General features: G+C 40.8%; 15 protein-coding genes and 3 pseudogenes. 9 read left to right on the forward strand and 9 right to left on the reverse strand.

What is annotated here, in order from left to right:
- Positions 1-11 precede the first annotated feature (11 nt).
- The 7 genes and pseudogenes from kdpB (at position 12) to D7V92_RS22490 (ending at position 8,527) form a co-directional block, all read left to right on the forward strand.
- Positions 12-2,051, forward strand: a complete 2,040-nt coding sequence (gene kdpB, locus D7V92_RS14405; RefSeq protein WP_005868612.1) for a potassium-transporting ATPase subunit KdpB — start codon at positions 12-14, stop codon at positions 2,049-2,051.
- 80 nt (positions 2,052-2,131) lie between these two features.
- The gene (locus D7V92_RS14410) at positions 2,132-2,713 is read left to right on the forward strand and encodes a K(+)-transporting ATPase subunit C (protein WP_044546536.1); all 582 of its coding nucleotides are present in this window, start codon (positions 2,132-2,134) and stop codon (positions 2,711-2,713) included.
- A 32-nt stretch (positions 2,714-2,745) separates the two neighbouring features.
- Positions 2,746-3,516 (forward strand): hypothetical protein, encoded by a 771-nt coding sequence (locus D7V92_RS14415; RefSeq protein ID WP_005868608.1) that lies wholly within the window; start codon positions 2,746-2,748, stop codon positions 3,514-3,516.
- A 13-nt stretch (positions 3,517-3,529) separates the two neighbouring features.
- A complete protein-coding gene (locus D7V92_RS14420) occupies positions 3,530-4,651 on the forward strand; it encodes a sensor protein KdpD (protein ID WP_005868607.1) in 1,122 nt (373 codons plus the stop codon).
- 10 nt (positions 4,652-4,661) lie between these two features.
- Positions 4,662-6,380: an ATP-binding protein gene (locus tag D7V92_RS14425; protein ID WP_034531510.1), complete on the forward strand. Its 1,719-nt coding sequence runs from the start codon at positions 4,662-4,664 to the stop codon at positions 6,378-6,380.
- A gap of 28 nt (positions 6,381-6,408) precedes the next feature.
- Positions 6,409-7,755 (forward strand): aspartate kinase, encoded by a 1,347-nt coding sequence (locus D7V92_RS14430; RefSeq protein WP_057327956.1) that lies wholly within the window; start codon positions 6,409-6,411, stop codon positions 7,753-7,755.
- A 331-nt stretch (positions 7,756-8,086) separates the two neighbouring features.
- Positions 8,087-8,527: pseudogene (locus tag D7V92_RS22490) on the forward strand (ATP-binding protein).
- Positions 8,528-8,678: 151 nt separating this feature from the next.
- Here the strand turns inward: D7V92_RS22490 and D7V92_RS22495 are convergent.
- The 7 genes and pseudogenes from D7V92_RS22495 to D7V92_RS14475 form a co-directional block, all read right to left on the reverse strand.
- Positions 8,679-8,892 (reverse strand): annotated as a pseudogene (locus tag D7V92_RS22495) (site-specific integrase); the annotation flags it as partial.
- A gap of 405 nt (positions 8,893-9,297) precedes the next feature.
- Positions 9,298-10,295: pseudogene (locus D7V92_RS14450) on the reverse strand (virulence RhuM family protein).
- Positions 10,296-10,446: 151 nt separating this feature from the next.
- Positions 10,447-11,802, reverse strand: a complete 1,356-nt coding sequence (locus D7V92_RS14455) for an ATP-binding protein (protein WP_104404129.1) — start codon at positions 11,800-11,802, stop codon at positions 10,447-10,449.
- Positions 11,803-11,909: 107 nt separating this feature from the next.
- Positions 11,910-12,689, reverse strand: a complete 780-nt coding sequence (locus tag D7V92_RS14460; RefSeq protein ID WP_073344655.1) for a toll/interleukin-1 receptor domain-containing protein — start codon at positions 12,687-12,689, stop codon at positions 11,910-11,912.
- Positions 12,690-12,691: 2 nt separating this feature from the next.
- Positions 12,692-13,804, reverse strand: coding sequence for a DUF262 domain-containing protein (locus tag D7V92_RS14465; protein ID WP_223301129.1), 1,113 nt, complete (start codon positions 13,802-13,804; stop codon positions 12,692-12,694).
- A 5-nt stretch (positions 13,805-13,809) separates the two neighbouring features.
- The gene (locus D7V92_RS14470) at positions 13,810-14,859 is read right to left on the reverse strand and encodes an adenine-specific methyltransferase EcoRI family protein (RefSeq protein WP_057327950.1); all 1,050 of its coding nucleotides are present in this window, start codon (positions 14,857-14,859) and stop codon (positions 13,810-13,812) included.
- The gene (locus D7V92_RS14475; protein ID WP_057327949.1) at positions 14,849-15,076 is read right to left on the reverse strand and encodes a helix-turn-helix transcriptional regulator; all 228 of its coding nucleotides are present in this window, start codon (positions 15,074-15,076) and stop codon (positions 14,849-14,851) included. Before D7V92_RS14475 ends, D7V92_RS14470 begins: the two co-directional genes overlap by 11 nt.
- A 134-nt stretch (positions 15,077-15,210) precedes the next feature.
- On the opposite strand from D7V92_RS14475, the gene D7V92_RS22095 reads away from it, so the two are divergent.
- Positions 15,211-15,354 (forward strand): hypothetical protein, encoded by a 144-nt coding sequence (locus tag D7V92_RS22095; RefSeq protein WP_154398154.1) that lies wholly within the window; start codon positions 15,211-15,213, stop codon positions 15,352-15,354.
- A gap of 17 nt (positions 15,355-15,371) precedes the next feature.
- Positions 15,372-15,590: a Fic family protein gene (locus tag D7V92_RS14480; protein ID WP_366402173.1), complete on the forward strand. Its 219-nt coding sequence runs from the start codon at positions 15,372-15,374 to the stop codon at positions 15,588-15,590.
- A gap of 132 nt (positions 15,591-15,722) precedes the next feature.
- On the opposite strand, the gene D7V92_RS14485 is transcribed toward D7V92_RS14480, so the two are convergent.
- Entirely contained in the window at positions 15,723-16,025 is a 303-nt protein-coding gene (locus D7V92_RS14485) for a DUF6506 family protein (protein ID WP_036618105.1), read from the reverse strand.
- 74 nt (positions 16,026-16,099) lie between these two features.
- Complete coding sequence (locus D7V92_RS14490; RefSeq protein WP_057327947.1) at positions 16,100-16,720, reverse strand: CatA-like O-acetyltransferase, family 2; 621 nt, start codon at positions 16,718-16,720, stop codon at positions 16,100-16,102.
- Positions 16,721-16,789 lie beyond the last annotated feature (69 nt).

A 16,789-nucleotide genomic window follows, 5' to 3' on the forward strand; every position in this document is an offset into this window, starting at 1 on the left:
AGATTAAGAAGATGAGAAATAACAAAACTGCTTCTTTATTTCCAAAGGAGCTCGTTATAGAAAGTTTGAAGCAATCATTCGTTAAGTTGAATCCGCGGATGATGTTCCGTAACCCGATCATGTTTATCGTGGAGGTGGTGACGTTCGTCATGTTGTTTGTTACGATTTGGGCTGCTGCCACCGGTGATACAACGCAAGGATCTTTCGGTTATAATATCTTAGTGTTTATTGTATTGTTCGCCACGTTGCTTTTCGCCAACTTCGCAGAGGCGATTGCAGAGGCACGAGGCAAGGCTCAGGCCGACAGTTTGCGTAAGACCCGGGAAGAAACTCCTGCCAAATTGTGTGTCGGTAACAAGATCGAAACGGTCAGTTCTTCTCAGTTGAAGAAAGGCGACATCTTTATTTGTGAAGCCGGCGACACGATTCCTTCCGATGGTGAAATTATCGAAGGTCTGGCTTCTATCGATGAAAGCGCCATCACAGGTGAATCTGCTCCGGTGATCCGTGAAGCGGGTGGAGACAAGAGTTCTGTAACAGGCGGTACGAAAGTATTGTCCGACCAGATCAAGGTGAAAGTGACGACCGAACCGGGTGAAAGTTTCTTGGATAAGATGATCGCCTTGGTGGAAGGCGCTTCTCGCCAGAAAACTCCGAACGAAATCGCCTTGACAATCTTGCTGGCAGGTTTTACATTGGTATTCGTTGTTGTTTGCGGTACCTTGAAACCGTTTGCTGATTATTCCAACACGACGATTACGATCGCGGCCTTTATCTCTTTGTTCGTTTGTTTGATCCCGACTACGATCGGTGGTTTGTTATCTGCCATCGGTATTGCCGGTATGGATCGTGCGTTGTCTGCTAATGTGATCACCAAATCCGGTAAGGCGGTTGAAACAGCCGGTGACATTGATACTTTGCTGCTCGACAAGACCGGTACGATCACGATCGGTAACCGTAAAGCAACCCAGTTCTATCCGGTATCCGGCATTGACGAACACTCTTTTGTACAAGCTTGTCTACTGTCCTCTCTTTCTGACGATACACCCGAAGGTAAGTCAATCGTGGAACTGGGACGTGAAAAAGGTGTACGTGTACATGATCTGAATACATCCGGATCAAAGATGATCAAGTTTACGGCAGAAACTAAATGCTCAGGAGTGGATTTGGCAAACGGTACTCGCATCCGTAAAGGAGCTTTTGATGCTATTCGTAAGATGAGTGAGGCTGCCGGCAACAAATATCCGAAAGAGGTGGCCGATTTGGTTCAGAAGATCACGAGTAACGGCGGTACTCCGCTGGTTGTTTCACAGGATGATTTCATCATCGGTGTGATCGAATTACAGGATATCATCAAACCGGGGATCCAAGAACGTTTTGAACGTTTGCGTAAGATGGGTGTGAAGACGGTAATGGTAACCGGTGATAACCCGTTGACCGCAAAATATATCGCTGAAAAAGCTGGTGTAGACGATTATATCGCCGAAGCCAAACCGGAAGACAAGATGAACTATATCCGTAAGGAACAGGAAAACGGTAAGCTGGTCGCCATGATGGGGGACGGTACGAACGATGCCCCGGCCTTGGCTCAGGCAAACGTTGGTGTCGCAATGAACAGTGGTACGCAGGCTGCCAAGGAAGCTGGTAATATGGTTGATTTGGACAACGACCCAACGAAACTGATCGAGATTGTCGAAATCGGTAAACAGTTGCTGATGACTCGTGGTACGCTGACTACTTTCAGTATCGCTAACGACGTGGCCAAGTATTTCGCTATCGTACCAGCTCTGTTCATGGTTACGATCCCGGCATTGGCCCCGATGAACATCATGCACCTGCACAGTCCGGAATCAGCGATCCTAAGTGCGATCATCTTTAATGCGATCATCATCCCGATTCTGATCCCTCTGGCATTACGTGGTGTGGCTTATAAACCGATTGGTGCTTCCGCATTGCTTCGTCGCAACTTGCTGATCTACGGTTTGGGCGGTGTAATTGCCCCGTTCATTGGTATCAAGTTGATAGATATGATTGTAAGTTTATTCATGTAAAAGTAAAATCAATATTAAAAACCTTCCTCCCTCTGTATGAAGATAGGAGGAAGGTTAAGAAAATAAAACAATAATTCATTATGATATCAAATCTTTTTAAATCATTAAGACTGACAATTGCATTTTGTTTGTTCTTCAGTGTTTTCTACATTTTCGTTTTGTGGTTGTTTGCCCAAGTGGCAGGACCGAATAAGGGTAATGCCGAACTGGTTACATTGAATGGAAAAGTAGTGGGGGCCGCCAATATTGGTCAGAATTTCACGCAAGATATTTATTTCTGGGGACGTCCTTCCCATGCCGGTGACGGTTACGATGCATCCAGTTCGGCAGGTAGTAACAAGGGACCTTCCAATGAAGAACATTTAGCTTTGTTGGAAGAACGTATTGATACATTCTTGGTTCATCATCCTTACCTAACCCGTGAAAAAGTTCCGGCTGAAATCATCACGGCCAGCAGTTCCGGTTTGGATCCCCATATCTCACCGAAAGCCGCTTATGCACAGGCCAAACGTGTAGCGGACGCTCGTGGATGGTCGGAAGAAAAGGTAATGGGTATCGTCAATTCTCATGTTGAGAAACCGTTATTGGGTATGTTCGGAACGGAGAAAGTAAATGTATTGAAATTAAATGTTGCGCTTGATCAAGCATCAAATAACAAATAACAAATTTTTAATAAGTCAATTAGATTTAGGTTATGAAATCATTCGTAAAAAAAGTAGCAGCCTTGGCAGTTGTATTCTCAATGGCATCTTCTACGTTGGCTAATGCACAGGAAGAGGATGGTAAAGTAAGTTTTTCTGTACAGGGAGATTTGGTAAGTTCCTATATTTGGCGTGGTTTCTACCAAACTGGTGCTAGCTTCCAGCCGACACTATCACTGGGGGTAGGTAATTTCTCTTTGACAGCCTGGGGATCTACCGATTTTCAGGGAGCAAACTCTACATCTATGCCTGCTGCTAAAGAGATAGATTTAACGGCAGCGTATACATTCGGATCAGCTGGTCCTACATTGTCTGTCGCTAGCTTATGGTGGGCAGGGCAAGGCTCTTGCCGTTATTTTAACTTCAAAAGCCATGAAACAGATCACCATTTTGAAGCAGGTTTGGCTTACACTTTGCCTATTGAGAAGTTACCTTTGTCTATCACTTGGAATTTCATGTTTGCCGGTCAAGACAAAGATGAAAATGGAAACCAAAACTATTCTTCTTATGTGGAGTTGAATTTTCCATTCACAGTGAAGGGCGTCGATCTGAATGCAACTTGTGGTGTTCTTCCGTATGATGCGGGAATAACTACGTATGGAGGTGATGTAAATAGTGGATTTGCAGTAACGAATGTTGCATTGAAAGCAACGAAAGATATCAAAATCACGGATTCTTTCTCATTACCTATTTTTACACAGGCAATTTGGAACCCTCGTATGGAGGATGCCCATCTTGTCTTGGGAATTTCTTTAAGACCTTGATATAATAATACGCATGGACCGAGAACAAAGTGTACAACATTTTTTAGATTTGTTGAAAAAGTCTCGTCGTGGCAATTTTAAAATCTACATCGGCATGATTGCCGGTGTAGGTAAATCGTATCGGATGCTATCAGATGCCCACCAATTACTGGAAAGCGGTATCGATGTCAAGATCGGTTATATAGAAACACATGGGCGAGTCGAGACGGAGGCATTGGTGGAAGGATTGCCTATCATCCCCCGCCGCAAGATATTTTATAAAGGAAAAGAGATCGAAGAGATGGACTTGCAGTCGATTCTCAGTATCCATCCTGAAGTTGTCATCGTTGACGAATTGGCTCATACCAATGTCGAAGGCAGTAAGAACGAAAAGCGTTGGCAGGATGTCATGGATATACTGGATGCCGGTATCAGTGTGATCACGGCGGTCAATATTCAGCATATAGAAGGACTTAACGAGATGGTGCAGGACGTGGTTGGCATTGAGGTCAAGGAACGTATTCCTGATATCGTACTGGAGCAGGCTGATGAAGTGGTCAACATAGACCTTACCGCTGACGAATTGCTGGCTCGGTTAAAAGCCGGAAAAATATACAAACCCGATAAGATACAAACAGCATTAAATAATTTCTTTAAGGCTGAACATATTCTTCAGCTTAGGGAGTTGGCATTGAAAGAGGTAGCTTTGCGGGTAGAAAAAAAAGTGGAGAATACCATTCCAGAGAATCTCGGTGTACGCCACGAAAGGTTTATGGCCTGCATCAGCAGTAATGAGAAAACTCCCCGTAAGATCATACGGAAAGTCGCACGGTTGGCAACCCGATATAATTCCAAGTTTTTTGTACTGTATGTACAAACCCCAAGAGAAAGTTCCGACAGGATTCCGTTGGCAAGTCAAAGGCATTTGCTTAACCATTTCAAGTTGGCAACGGAACTTGGAGGAGAAATCATTCAAGTGCAATCCCCACATATAACGGATGCGATCGTACAGGTTTGTAAAGAAAAGCAAATCAGTACGCTATGTATCGGACGACCAGCTTTAAAATATCCTTCCGCTATCCTTGCGATGGTTCACTATCGGAACATGTTAGAAGAGTTGGCTCAATTAGGCATTGATTTAATAATATTAGCATAAAAATCCTTCCATGAATATGAATATAAAAACAAAGTTGACTTATGGGATAGGACTTTTATTTGTCCTGATCACTTTATTAGGTGGATTGGCTATAAAAAACATTCATAATGTATCGGATGACACGCAGAATATCCTAGCGGATAATTACAATTCACTCCTTTATTCCCGTCAGATGCTCGAGTCACTGGATGCCATTCGGGAAAATCCGAATGCCCGAAAAGAGTTTGAGGCCGGGTTGGAAGCTCAGAAAAAAAATCTGACAGAGAAGGATGAAGACATACTGACTAACCGATTAAGTTCGAACTGTGAAAAGGCGTTGGATGACATGGATGATGAATCGATTCGGCAGATACGCCAGACGATTTATACCATTATGGCAGTCAATATGTCTGCCATTTATGAAAAGAATGAAGTGGCTGTCCATACGGCGGAAAGGTCTCTCTTTTGGATCTGGACGGTAGGGATCGCTTGTATCGTGATCGCCTTCCTCTTTCTGGCTCGCCTGCCACGCTCGGTCAGCGTACAGATCCGGAAATTGACGGATGGCATCAAGGAAATCACCAATGCCAATTACAGCAAACGGCTTAATTTGGGCAATGAACCGGAGTTTAAGGAAATAGCCACGTTGTTCAACGAGATGGCCGAGCGCTTGGCCGAATACAGGAACAGTTCGCTGGAAGATATCCTGCAAGGGAAAAAATATATAGAAACAATTATCAACAGCATTGCAGAACCTATCATAGGCTTGAGTAAGGAACGGAAGATTTTGTTTGTCAATGACGAGGCTTTGACTGTTTTGAATTTGACACGGGAAAACATTATCGACAAACCGGCTCCCGAAGTGGCGTTAAAAAATGATCTGCTGCGCCGTTTGATCCGCCAGTTGGTACATCCCGATGACAATAAGGATCCGTTGAAAATCTATGCGGACAACAAGGAAAGCTATTTTCAAGTAAAATACATCCCGATCAACGTTAACAGGCAGACTGGACTGGAGGGTAAGTATGTCGGGGATGTGATCCTGTTGAAGAACGTGACCGAATTTAAAGAAAAAGATATTGCAAAGACAACTTTTATTTCAACGATCTCTCATGAACTGAAGACACCGATATCGGCTATCATGATGAGCTTGGAACTGCTGGAAGACAATCGGATCGGAAAACTGAATACAGAACAGGAGAGCCTTTCCAAGAACATAAAGGAAAATAGCGACCGTTTGTTGGAGATCACTGGCGAATTGTTGAAGATGTCACAGGTAGAAAGCGGTAAGCTCTACCTGAATCCGAAGATTACCAAACCGATCGAACTGATCGACTATGCCATCAAGGCGAACCGGGTACAGGCCGAGCGTTTTAACTGTCAGATCGAAGTGGAGTATCCTGAAAAGATCACCAAATTGTTTGTCGACAGCGAGAAAATTGCTTGGGTTGTGACCAACCTGTTATCGAACGCCATCCGTTATTCGTCGGAGAACGGACGGATTATCATCGGTGCACGACAGATCGACAAAGCCGTCGAGATCTATGTCAAGGACTTCGGAAAGGGCATTGACTCGCGTTACCACGAAAGTATTTTCGACCACTATTTCCGTGTGCCGGGAACAAAAGTACAAGGTAGCGGTTTGGGACTTGCCATCAGCAAGGACTTTGTGGAAGCTCATGGTGGTACGATCCGTATCGAAAGCGAAGTCGGTAAAGGTAGCACGTTCGTGATCAGATTCAATGTATAAAAAGTAAAATCAAAAATCAGATAGTCTAATGAAAGTATTAAAATTTGGTGGTACTTCAGTCGGTTCTGCCCAGCGGATCAAGAATGTCGCATCAATCATTTGCGATCAGGAACAGAAAATAGTAGTACTCTCTGCCATGGCAGGGACAACAAACTCTTTAGTGGAGATATCTGAGTGTTTCCATAAGAAAGATCCGGGAAAAGCCAATGCGATCCTTTCTGCTTTGGAACAAGCTTATGTCAATCATATAGAAGAATTATACCAAAGCGATACCTACAAAGAAAGGGCCATGCAATACATGCTTGAACGGTCTCAACATGTCTGGTCTTTCTCTAATATGCCTTTCAGCATGTTCGATGAAAAGGAAATCTTGGCGCAGGGTGAGCTAATATCAACCTTTCTGATGACCTGCTATCTGGAAGAACAAGGAGTGAAGGTAGTTTTATTGCCTGCGTTGAACTTCATGCGAATTACAATGGACAATGAACCGGACATGGAATATATCGCTAAACACCTAAATACACTTTTGGAGCAAAACAAAGAGGCAGAAATATATATTACGCAAGGTTTCATCTGCCGGAATGCTTACGGCAGCATTGACAACTTGGAAAGAGGAGGAAGCGATTACACCGCCTCTCTAATTGGAGCGGCTATCCAAGCAGAAGAGATACAGATATGGACGGATATTGACGGGATGCACAACAACGATCCACGGTTTGTCAATGACACCGCTCCTGTTAGGCAGTTGAACTTCGACGAAGCCGCTAAGTTGGCACATTTCGGTGCCAAGATACTACATCCGACTTGCATCCTGCCTGCCAAGGAAAAGAACATACCGGTACGCCTCTTGAACGCATTGCAGCCAAATGCGTCGGGTACATTGATCTCGAATACGGCGGAAAAGGGTGCGATCAAAGCTGTTGCCGCCAAAGACAACATCACGTATGTCAAGATCAAGTCGCTCCATACGATACCGACACCTCATTTTCTGAGCATCGTGTTTGATACGTTCTATAATTACAATACGCCGGTGGACATGGTGACCACTTCCGATATCGGGGTTTCCGTAACGATTGATGATGACAAGCATATAGACGAGATTGTGGGTGTATTACGGAAATACGCAACGATTACAGTCGAAAAGAATATGGTGATTGTTTGTGTTGTTGGTGACCTAGAATGGCAAAATGTCGGTTTTGAGGCACGCATCATCAATGCATTGAAAGATATTCCCGTACGGATGATTTCATACGGCGGAAGTAGTAGTAATGTATCGTTGGTGATGAAAGCGGAAGATAAAGTGCATGCTTTGAAGGCGCTTAGTGAACACTTGTTTTCCGTATCAGACAAACCTGTGTTATCATCCGTTTCTTAAAAGAAAATTAAGATTAATAGTTGAGCATATTTGTTTTTTGATTTGTTCTAGAAATGAAGCAGAAGCAGTCTTTTTTTGTAGAGACTGCTTCTATTTTTCGGTAATAAACAATGAAAATTCTTCTGTGTATTGACAGGTGGAAAATTTGGTATAAACTGTCCCCCCATTGTCCTATCTAAAGAGTTCCCCAAAATCCAATTTAAATTGCCCCACCCAAAAAACATTAAAAGAGTTACAGAATCAGTTCATAATTCTACATTAATCTATTAAATAGACAAAACAGATAGTATTCCCAATAAATCAATCAGCATGAACAAGATTTGTCAAGGAGGTGTGCGACTTGTTTGTCATGGGAAGCTCCGGTACAGGAAAGAGCTACATTGCCACAGCCTTGGGATACAGAGTCTGCCAAAAAGGATTGAAAGTGCTGTATGCCAATACTTCCAGACTTTTAGGGCAGTTGAAGGCCACCAAGGTAAAAGGTAGCATCCTGTAGGAGCTGAAAAAGATAGAAAGGACGGATATGCTTATACAGGATGATTTCGGCTTGCAACCGTTGGACAACGGAAGCAGAATGCATCTGATGGACATCATCGAAGACCGATATGGTAAGAAATCAACACTGATTGCATCACAATTGCCGGTCAAAGACAAGTATGATGTCATCGGCAAGGAGACAATAGCCGGCGCAGTCATGTACAGAATAACTCACCAAGCCGCAAGAATTGAGCTGCACGGAGAGTCCTTACGCAAAATTTGCGGGAAGAAATGAATGACTATATTGGCAGTAAATAAAAATTACAAACCCAGCACAAATCGAAAGCTAATGAGCTGATTATATGATGTTTTTTGTATTTTAGGAAAAATAAATCGGGGGGCAATTTAAGTTGGATATTGGGGATCTGTTTCATTCGAGTTTCCAAGTTGTCGTTATACTCCTTGAACACATTATATAATGTTTTGAAAGTTTCGTCCTTTCCCTGATAGCGATTTACTATGGCACGTGCGGAGACAATCTTTTCCTCCAATTCCAAGTCTTGGTAAATCTGATAGAATTTCACACGCAGAGGTACTTTCCCTTTTTAACGTTTTACTACGCTTAATGAAGAACAACACGCTGAATATTTCTCTTTCCATACAGCTCAATTTTTAATGATACAAAGTTAGGAAATCGAACCGAGAACCCGGTTATGTAAAATAGATCAATGTGCTGTAAAAAAACGAAGTAGCACTTGTGCTGTGTAACATTTTAGGCTTTCTAAAACTATCCCCCGAATAAGGATGTATAGTTTACTTTAGTCCCACTTATTTTACCTATTCTTGAAAATGAAAAATCCCTAAACTTCTTTGAAAGTTAGGGATTTACATCGTTTTGCCTTCTTAAAAAGTGATGCCACCAGGAATCGTGATTTATTCCCAAGTAGCTGAATATCATTACTTTCTAAAAGCGACTCGACTGTAATCTCCTCCGTTTGATCCACCAATGACTTGCGTTGTTTTGCGCAAGGTTGCATGAAAGTTTCCAAGGGCAAAGGTAGTGAATTACTTTGAACTTTTATCATTATTATCTTTCAATCTTTTGATTTCCTTATCAAAATCACTTTCCAATAAATCCATTTCGCGTTTGCGATAGATGGCAAACTCCTTTTCTGCCTTCTCAATCGCTTGTTTATGCGAAATGTTTCCCTTACCAATCAAAACCTTTCGTTTGTGTGCTATAATTTGGTCATCCAGTGCTTCTATCCAATCTTTCATTCTCATAGGATTCATTTCCAATGCTTGGAACTCGGCAAAGTCCAAGAAACCGGAAACAAGCAGATTCAGGCGTTGGAGTTCAATCTCAGACAAATAGTTCTTGGCAATCTTTACATCATCCTTAGTTACATAGCTGCCTTTGAAATTAGTCATACCTACAAACAGTTTCTCATTGTCCACACGATTGTATATCACTTCTGCCACAGTATTTTCATGAACGGCATAATGCAACTTGTTTTGTACGGTGGCGAAGAACATCTTTGCCATACTGTCGCGTGGATCATAGTCTGTGGCTGTAGCATATATATATGTTACCTGCTGATAAAAATTGCGTTCACTGCTACGAATATCCCTGATGCGTTGTAACAACTCACGGAAATAGCGGTTGCCGCCCTGTTTCAACCGTTCATCATCCATGGTAAATCCTTTTTGAATATACTCATGAAGCCGCTGGGTTGCCCATCATCGGAAGCGGGTTGCAACCTGAGACTGCACATGATAACCCAAAGCGATAACCATATCAAGGTTGTAGTGCTCCACTTCTCGTTCAACTTTACGAGAACCTTCTGTTTGAACTGTTCGGAATTTCCGAACAGTTGCCTCCTTTACTAACTCGCCATCCTCAAATATATGCTTAATATGCTCACTTACATTTGATTTACTCGTTTGATATATATCCACCAACGATTTTGTGTCAGCCACAAATCTTCATCGGCAAAACGCACCGACACACGAGTAATTTCGTTGTCGTCTTGATAAAGTATTATTTGGTTTTCTTTGCTCATTAGTTGCATTTTTTAGTGTTTTATTGTCAAAATCACATACTTTGTAATAATTTTTTCTCTCCGCTTATTCTTTCAAGTTCATATTGAAAACGTTCCCATTCATTCAAATCCTTATGCCAACTTTCAAATTCATCTAGATCATCCATGTACTTTACTCTATTGTTTTCCAATAACCTTGTTTCCTACCTCCTATACGCTCTAATAATCCAAGTTCCTGAAGGCGTGAAAGGTTATACTTAACACCATCTTCAGTGATGTTGGGAAGGCTTTCACTTATCTCTTTTCGGGTCGCTTCGGGATGCTCTTTTAAAAAAGACAGCATAGCCTGCTGTTGCTCTGTCAGTTTTTGGGTAGTCTTTTGGGTAGTCTTTTGGGTAGTCTTTTGGGTAGTCGCTCTTTCTGGATACTCAAACTTGAATATCGTCCAAATGCCCGAAGCATCGTAACGGAATTCTGGTGTGGAAAATCCGTCATTCTTACAGGCTATAATGATACGTTCAATGCCACGTCCCCATGCTTCAATTTCTCCAGAACGAAAGAATGTATTGGCAATGTCAGGGTTATAGGGAAAACTACGATGAGAAGATAGTAGTGTTTCCACTGTCCAACCGTCTGGCAATACACCACCATTTACAATTTCCAGTTTATTTTCATACACGCGAATTTGTATGGGAGAAGGTTCTGCATAATCCTTGTTAATGCAGGCATTTAACAACGCCTCGCGAAGAGCTTCCCTTGGTATAGGCAATGTTTCTATTCGATGAATACCCTCGTAAGTTACGACGGCTTTCATATATTTGGTGCATAGTAAATCCATTAGTTTTACAATTTGCTGAAACAGGTTGCCATGTACTTCATCTTGATACACCAAATCCATTCCCTCACGGAAGAAGCCCACCTTTACAAAACTTCCGGTCACGTATCGTTCCGGGTCTGGATGGAACAATAAAGCAGCTGCACGTTTTAGGTAATCACCTTCATAAAGTCGAAGTTTTTCTAACAGGCCATGGTTGTCATCCATTAAATCAGCATCTTCCATGCGTTCGCTTCGTTTAGCATATTTGCGAAATAAATCAAAAGTCGCATTGTCCAAATCCTCTGTTTTCAGATAAGGCACTGGTACACCGTCCCAAGTTTTTCCCTGTTTGCGAAGCATAAAACGGTCGAGTGCCGCACCTTTCAACTCTTGGTTGGTGGCTCCGCTCCGCTGGTAATACTTGCCGCGAAAACTGATTGGATAAGGATATGCTTCAGTTACTATTTCCAGATATTGTTTTTTATTATCCTCTTTTTGATTAACATCTACCAGTATACCGAGCATATCACGTACCTTATTGGGAATATCTTCCATCAACTTCTTGGCTTCTTGCACACCGCAGATTTCGCCATTGTCCTTAATGCCGACAAACAGTGTTCCACCTTGTGCATTAGCAAAACCACATATCCATTTCAGATATTCGTCGCGCCAAGATTCTTTGAATTCTATGTTTTGTGATTCGGTTAGCATATGGTTGATTATAAATTAAAAGTTTTTATATATTTATTGAATCAATCTTTGATATTAGAAAAGTATATATTATATATGTTTGAAATAGATACACATTGAGTTTGAGATTAAACAGCTTTAATTTCTTGAAGGAATTTTTCTCGTAATCTACTCCAACTTCTAATAGATGTATTTTGCAGAGAATAGTGTTGTTGTAATTGTTCGTGCAATTCGTCTAGAGCAATGGAGTTATCTATTCTTTCTGCTATTCTTGTATTACATAACCATCCAATACTATCAAAATCCATTTTCGGCAATAGATATAGCTTAACATTATTATCATATGCCCAAACTGCTCCCATTTCATTCAAACAGATTTCACTTGTTTTGTAGTTATTTGATATGAGCAAGAAAGAATAATCTGCATTCTTTATGTTTTGATGAATGTGTTTCCTAATATCTTCTCCATTTTTAATACCCATATCTTCAATAGAAGTACAAAAGATTTGCTCAGGCTTTATACCAACTCCTAATTGTAAGATATCATCAACAAAAAGTTTAATGATTGCTTCATCTTTTGAGGAATGGCTGATGAATATTTTCTTGTGTTTATTATTTGCCAAATCACATCTTGATTGAATTATATTTATTATCGCTATAATACCTCCGAAATCATAAGGATTAATCTGAGATACTCCGACTAATGCAGGTAAATATGCTTGTATATATCGCTCTTCGATAGGTAAATCAGATTTAATGTTTATCGATAGTTTATTAAGTGCATTGTACAAACTCGTCAACTCCTTACATTTAGGACAAAAATTGCATTCCTTATTATTTATAGAATTGCGAATATGCTCTATAATACTTTGACATTCTTCAATAGATTGTTTTATTTGGTTATTCATATTTATTTTCCTCCTTTAATCCTATTACAATTTCTACAAAGCATTTGACAATTCTCTGCCACAGTCGTACCACCATCTTTCCAAGGGGTGATGTGGTCTGCTTCCATTTCTTCCAACTCGAAATGTTTGCCACAATGTACGCAGATTCCTTTCTGCCGTTCGTATGCTTCACGTTTTTGCTTTTTGTCGAATGTTCTGAAACTGAGATCACGTAGATCTTCACTTAATACATAGCGATAGATACCTGATTTCTTCATAATCTCATCGTCCTCCATCAAGTCGTGGATTTGCTTTTCAAGTACATCTGTATCGTAAACGCCCTCACCAAACTCGTCAAACATCGCACCCCAATCCAAACCTTTCATTTCACGACGATATTTAGGGAATGTGGAACGTATCCATGTGATGATTGACACAAAGTAAGCCCATAATTTGTTGGCATTTGGGTCAAACTGATGTTGTGCCATATAATCATCAACCTTTGCGATGCCATCATGACGGGCTGCCCATTTGAGGATAGTTGAAAGATACGCTTGTTCAATGGCACTACCGTTTAGAAAGTCTGCACCGAGTTTATAAGCTGGGCAACCATTCTTTGAAAAGTGACGACGGGCATCTGTCACAAACGGGCCTGTATAGACAGCATTGAGAAGCTCTTGGTCGAGCAGTTTTTCTCCTGCGATATTGATTACTCTGAACCAATCTAATTTATCTTTATCCGTCCCTTCACAGAAATATATTGTCAATTCGTAATTTAGGAACTTATTTTTTTCCTCGTTTGTCAATGTTGAGAAATAGAGTGTGCCACGGTCTTTGTCCTCAATGTTAAAGCCGTGGGTATAGAACTCACAGATAGATAACGTGCGTTGTTGGCCGTCAATCATCTCGTAATTGCCGTCTTCTGCAACACTCCAGTACATGATATTGAGCGGATATCCGCTTAAGATGGTATTAATAACAGCCTGCTGTTGCTTAATATCGTATCGGAACTCACGTTGATAGGGTGGACGGATGTCTAACTTACCGCCATAACCTTTAACGCCTGTCTCGGCGTCATTGCTATAACCTTCAATAAGGTCGGCTATCTTTATGAATTTAGGGGCTATATTCATCATGGTTATTACTTTTTAATTTTGCGAATGATAATACGAGCATAAGGTAAGATTACAATTCCATCTTTTAATATGTATGGTGAATTCATGTTAGCTGTAACATGAGCTTTATTTCCTTGTTGCCTCAATTTGTCAATTGTATCTTGTCCCATTATTTTAAATCCCACAGATCTTATCCAGTCTGTATCGCATGTATTACCGATTATCTCGAATTGATCGGGGTTGTATTTATCCATGAAAGTAATAGGTACTCCCATCTTTCCATCATAATCACATGGAATTTCTGCAGTTTTGGAAATATCTATAGCATCATAATTCTCATATTTAGGGTATTCCTCGGGAGAATACTTTTTATAAAGAATGATATTCTCATGTCTTTTAGGCGTTTCTAAATTTGTGAACCATGTTACTCCAGAAACACGTATCATGCCTTCACGGTGGTCGCCAGCGGTAGCTCTATCCTCATAATGAGAAATGAAATGACCAGCTCCCCCTTTAAAGCCATAGCCAAGCCAAAGTTTATTTTGCTGGATGAGAGGGAATATCTCTTTATACTTGATGGCATTCTGGTGTCCAATAATCAAAAACTTTTTATCATATTCAATGAGTTGTGCTACATATTCTCTGAATAAAGAGAAAGGAGGATTAGTAACAACAATATCCGCTTCTTTTAGAAGTTCAATACACTCTTTGCTTCTAAAATCGCCATCCCCCTTTAATGGCATCACACCTATTTCATCTGCATTGGGAATATGGTCTCCGTTCTTGTCTCCTTCATAAACCAAATATACAGCCTGTTCACTTTTATTTTGACTGAACAAGTCCATGTCTTGATTCTTGTAACAAGTGGTAATCAACTTTTTCAATCCAAGGAACTCAAAGTTGTAGGCAAAGTAGGTGAAGAAATTGCTGACACGTGGGTCATCGCAATTGCACAATACAGTTTTGCCACGAAAATGCTCACGATAATGTTTCAGCTCATTATTTATATCTTCAAGCTGCGTATAGAACTCGTCTTTCTTAGCTTCTTTAGCCTTATTCAGATTCTTATTCGCCATATCGTTCTTCGTTGTTATTTGGATTAATCAGTTTTCGTACATCTACATCCAGTATTTTCGCAATCTTGACAAGCATTTCTAATGATGGTTGTGAAGTATTAGAACACCAACGAGAAATAGTAGCTTCATTCTTTTGGAGTTGTTCTGCTAACCATTTCCCAGTTCTATTTTGTTCAACCAATACTACTTTTATTCTATTTATTCTTTCTGTTTCCACACTTGTTTTATTTTAAAGAATAGCAATAAATTGACTATATCTGCAAATGTAGTGATAATTTCGGAAAAACAAATATGAATTTGAGATAAATATTACTTATGCTTGTTGGGTAACCTAAAGTAACGGCGCAAGGTGTGGAAACTCCTACATGGTCTTCGGATGGAGGTTTCGTTACTATCACGTTCAAGCGACCTGATTTCAAATTCAATATCATAGAGAATGATAAAGAGGACAGAAAGATAACAGAGGAGGGCAAATACCCCCTAAGCATCCCCTAAGTACCCCTCAAGTAGAATTGCTCATTCAAAAAATGGAAGATTCTTACATGACAATGAGGAATATGGCGAATGTATGTGATATTAAAGACTTAAAGTATTTTCGTGAGAGGTATATTACCCCCGCATTGGAAGAAGGATTGATTGAACGGCTTTATCCGAATCAGCCAAAGCACCCCAAACAACAATACCGACTGACAGAAATGGCTAAGGAATGGTTAACAAGTAATGCCAAATAGAATCATTGCTTATGTGTAATATGTAATACAATACCGGCGAAAGAAAAAACAAACTCTCTTTTGGTTTCTTTCGCCAGTATCAATCTTATTATAGTCGAAATACGAACTTAGTTAAATCGCTGAGGATTTTAATTAGAATATGCTATCTCCACTTTGGTGATTAAACGCAGGATGGAGATCAAACCTAACAACTCCAACTAAAGCTCTTCCTTCGACTGCTTTGCTAACACGCGCTACGCCATTGAGACCAAAACCGGCACAAAGTTCAATAGCAGTGATGCCTTCCTTTACCAACTCTTTAGCTACATATTCAGCTTCTTCGTAGTCTTTTACACCCACTACCGTCAGATTAACGACAGGAGAATCGATAAATGCTTTGTGCGTTTTGTAATCATTCTCAGGCGCAATGTAAATAAATGCTGCTTTCGTTGTCATAATATTTTCTTTAAAAGATATTTATCATCTGAATGTTGTTGTTATGAGATGCAAAGATAGCGTTTTCCCTAAACTTATATTCTCAGATTATCAATTTCTTTTTGAATCCCGTCTAAAAAGCGGGAAGCGTGCGCCCCGTCCATTTGCGTGTGGTGGAACTGGAAAGAAACGGTAAGCGTCGTTTTCAGCAGGCGGTGTTTGTATTTGCCCCAAATAAGGAACGGATTATTAAAAATGCCGCTATACATACCGACAGCACCGTCTATTTCGTATTGCGCCAATGCGGAAGTTCCGATAACCATGCTTTCCGTCAAGTCGTGATTGACGCAACTTTCAGCCACTTGTTTGGTAAGTTGCAGATAGTGTTGATTAAACACAGATAAATCATCACAGAAAGGAATATCACACGAACTTACCTCGCCTTTTCTGTTGGCGACAATGGTGTTTACAGCGATGGTATCGTACTGCATCAGTTTACCGCCAACGGGCAGCAGATAAAATTCTTTCACGCTCCTTGCGGCTTTGCCGATGCACCAGCACATCAGCATATTAAACTTCATGCCCGATTTCCGGCTGATTTTCACAAGGCGTGACACGTTGAGTGTCTTAAAGAACGTCACCATTGGCATAGGTGCGTTCATCCACATTTCAAAGGCGTATGCCCGGCTGGTTTCTTGGGGATTTACTTCTTTCATACTTAATGCTATTTTCATTCAATGAATCAGGCGGCAAAAGTAGGAGAAGCGTTTGACCTTGGATAGAAC

The sequence above is a fragment of the Parabacteroides sp. CH2-D42-20 genome, assembly GCF_003670185.1.
In the GTDB taxonomy this organism is placed as follows: Bacteria; Bacteroidota; Bacteroidia; order Bacteroidales; family Tannerellaceae; genus Parabacteroides; species Parabacteroides distasonis.

What these genes read in the sequence shown, in the direction of transcription:
- D7V92_RS14425 (WP_034531510.1), top strand. Translation starts at nt 4,662, where the DNA reads ATGAATATGAATATAAAAACAAAGTTGACTTATGGGATAGGACTTTTA.
- D7V92_RS14410 (WP_044546536.1), top strand. Translation starts at nt 2,132, where the DNA reads ATGATATCAAATCTTTTTAAATCATTAAGACTGACAATTGCATTTTGT.
- D7V92_RS14430 (WP_057327956.1), top strand. Translation starts at nt 6,409, where the DNA reads ATGAAAGTATTAAAATTTGGTGGTACTTCAGTCGGTTCTGCCCAGCGG.
- D7V92_RS14415 (WP_005868608.1), top strand. Translation starts at nt 2,746, where the DNA reads ATGAAATCATTCGTAAAAAAAGTAGCAGCCTTGGCAGTTGTATTCTCA.
- D7V92_RS14420 (WP_005868607.1), top strand. Translation starts at nt 3,530, where the DNA reads ATGGACCGAGAACAAAGTGTACAACATTTTTTAGATTTGTTGAAAAAG.
- D7V92_RS14460 (WP_073344655.1), bottom strand. Translation starts at nt 12,689, where the DNA reads ATGAATAACCAAATAAAACAATCTATTGAAGAATGTCAAAGTATTATA.
- kdpB (WP_005868612.1), top strand. Translation starts at nt 12, where the DNA reads ATGAGAAATAACAAAACTGCTTCTTTATTTCCAAAGGAGCTCGTTATA.
- D7V92_RS14485 (WP_036618105.1), bottom strand. Translation starts at nt 16,025, where the DNA reads ATGACAACGAAAGCAGCATTTATTTACATTGCGCCTGAGAATGATTAC.
- D7V92_RS14455 (WP_104404129.1), bottom strand. Translation starts at nt 11,802, where the DNA reads ATGCTAACCGAATCACAAAACATAGAATTCAAAGAATCTTGGCGCGAC.
- D7V92_RS14465 (WP_223301129.1), bottom strand. Translation starts at nt 13,804, where the DNA reads ATGATGAATATAGCCCCTAAATTCATAAAGATAGCCGACCTTATTGAA.
- D7V92_RS14490 (WP_057327947.1), bottom strand. Translation starts at nt 16,720, where the DNA reads ATGAAAGAAGTAAATCCCCAAGAAACCAGCCGGGCATACGCCTTTGAA.
- D7V92_RS14470 (WP_057327950.1), bottom strand. Translation starts at nt 14,859, where the DNA reads ATGGCGAATAAGAATCTGAATAAGGCTAAAGAAGCTAAGAAAGACGAG.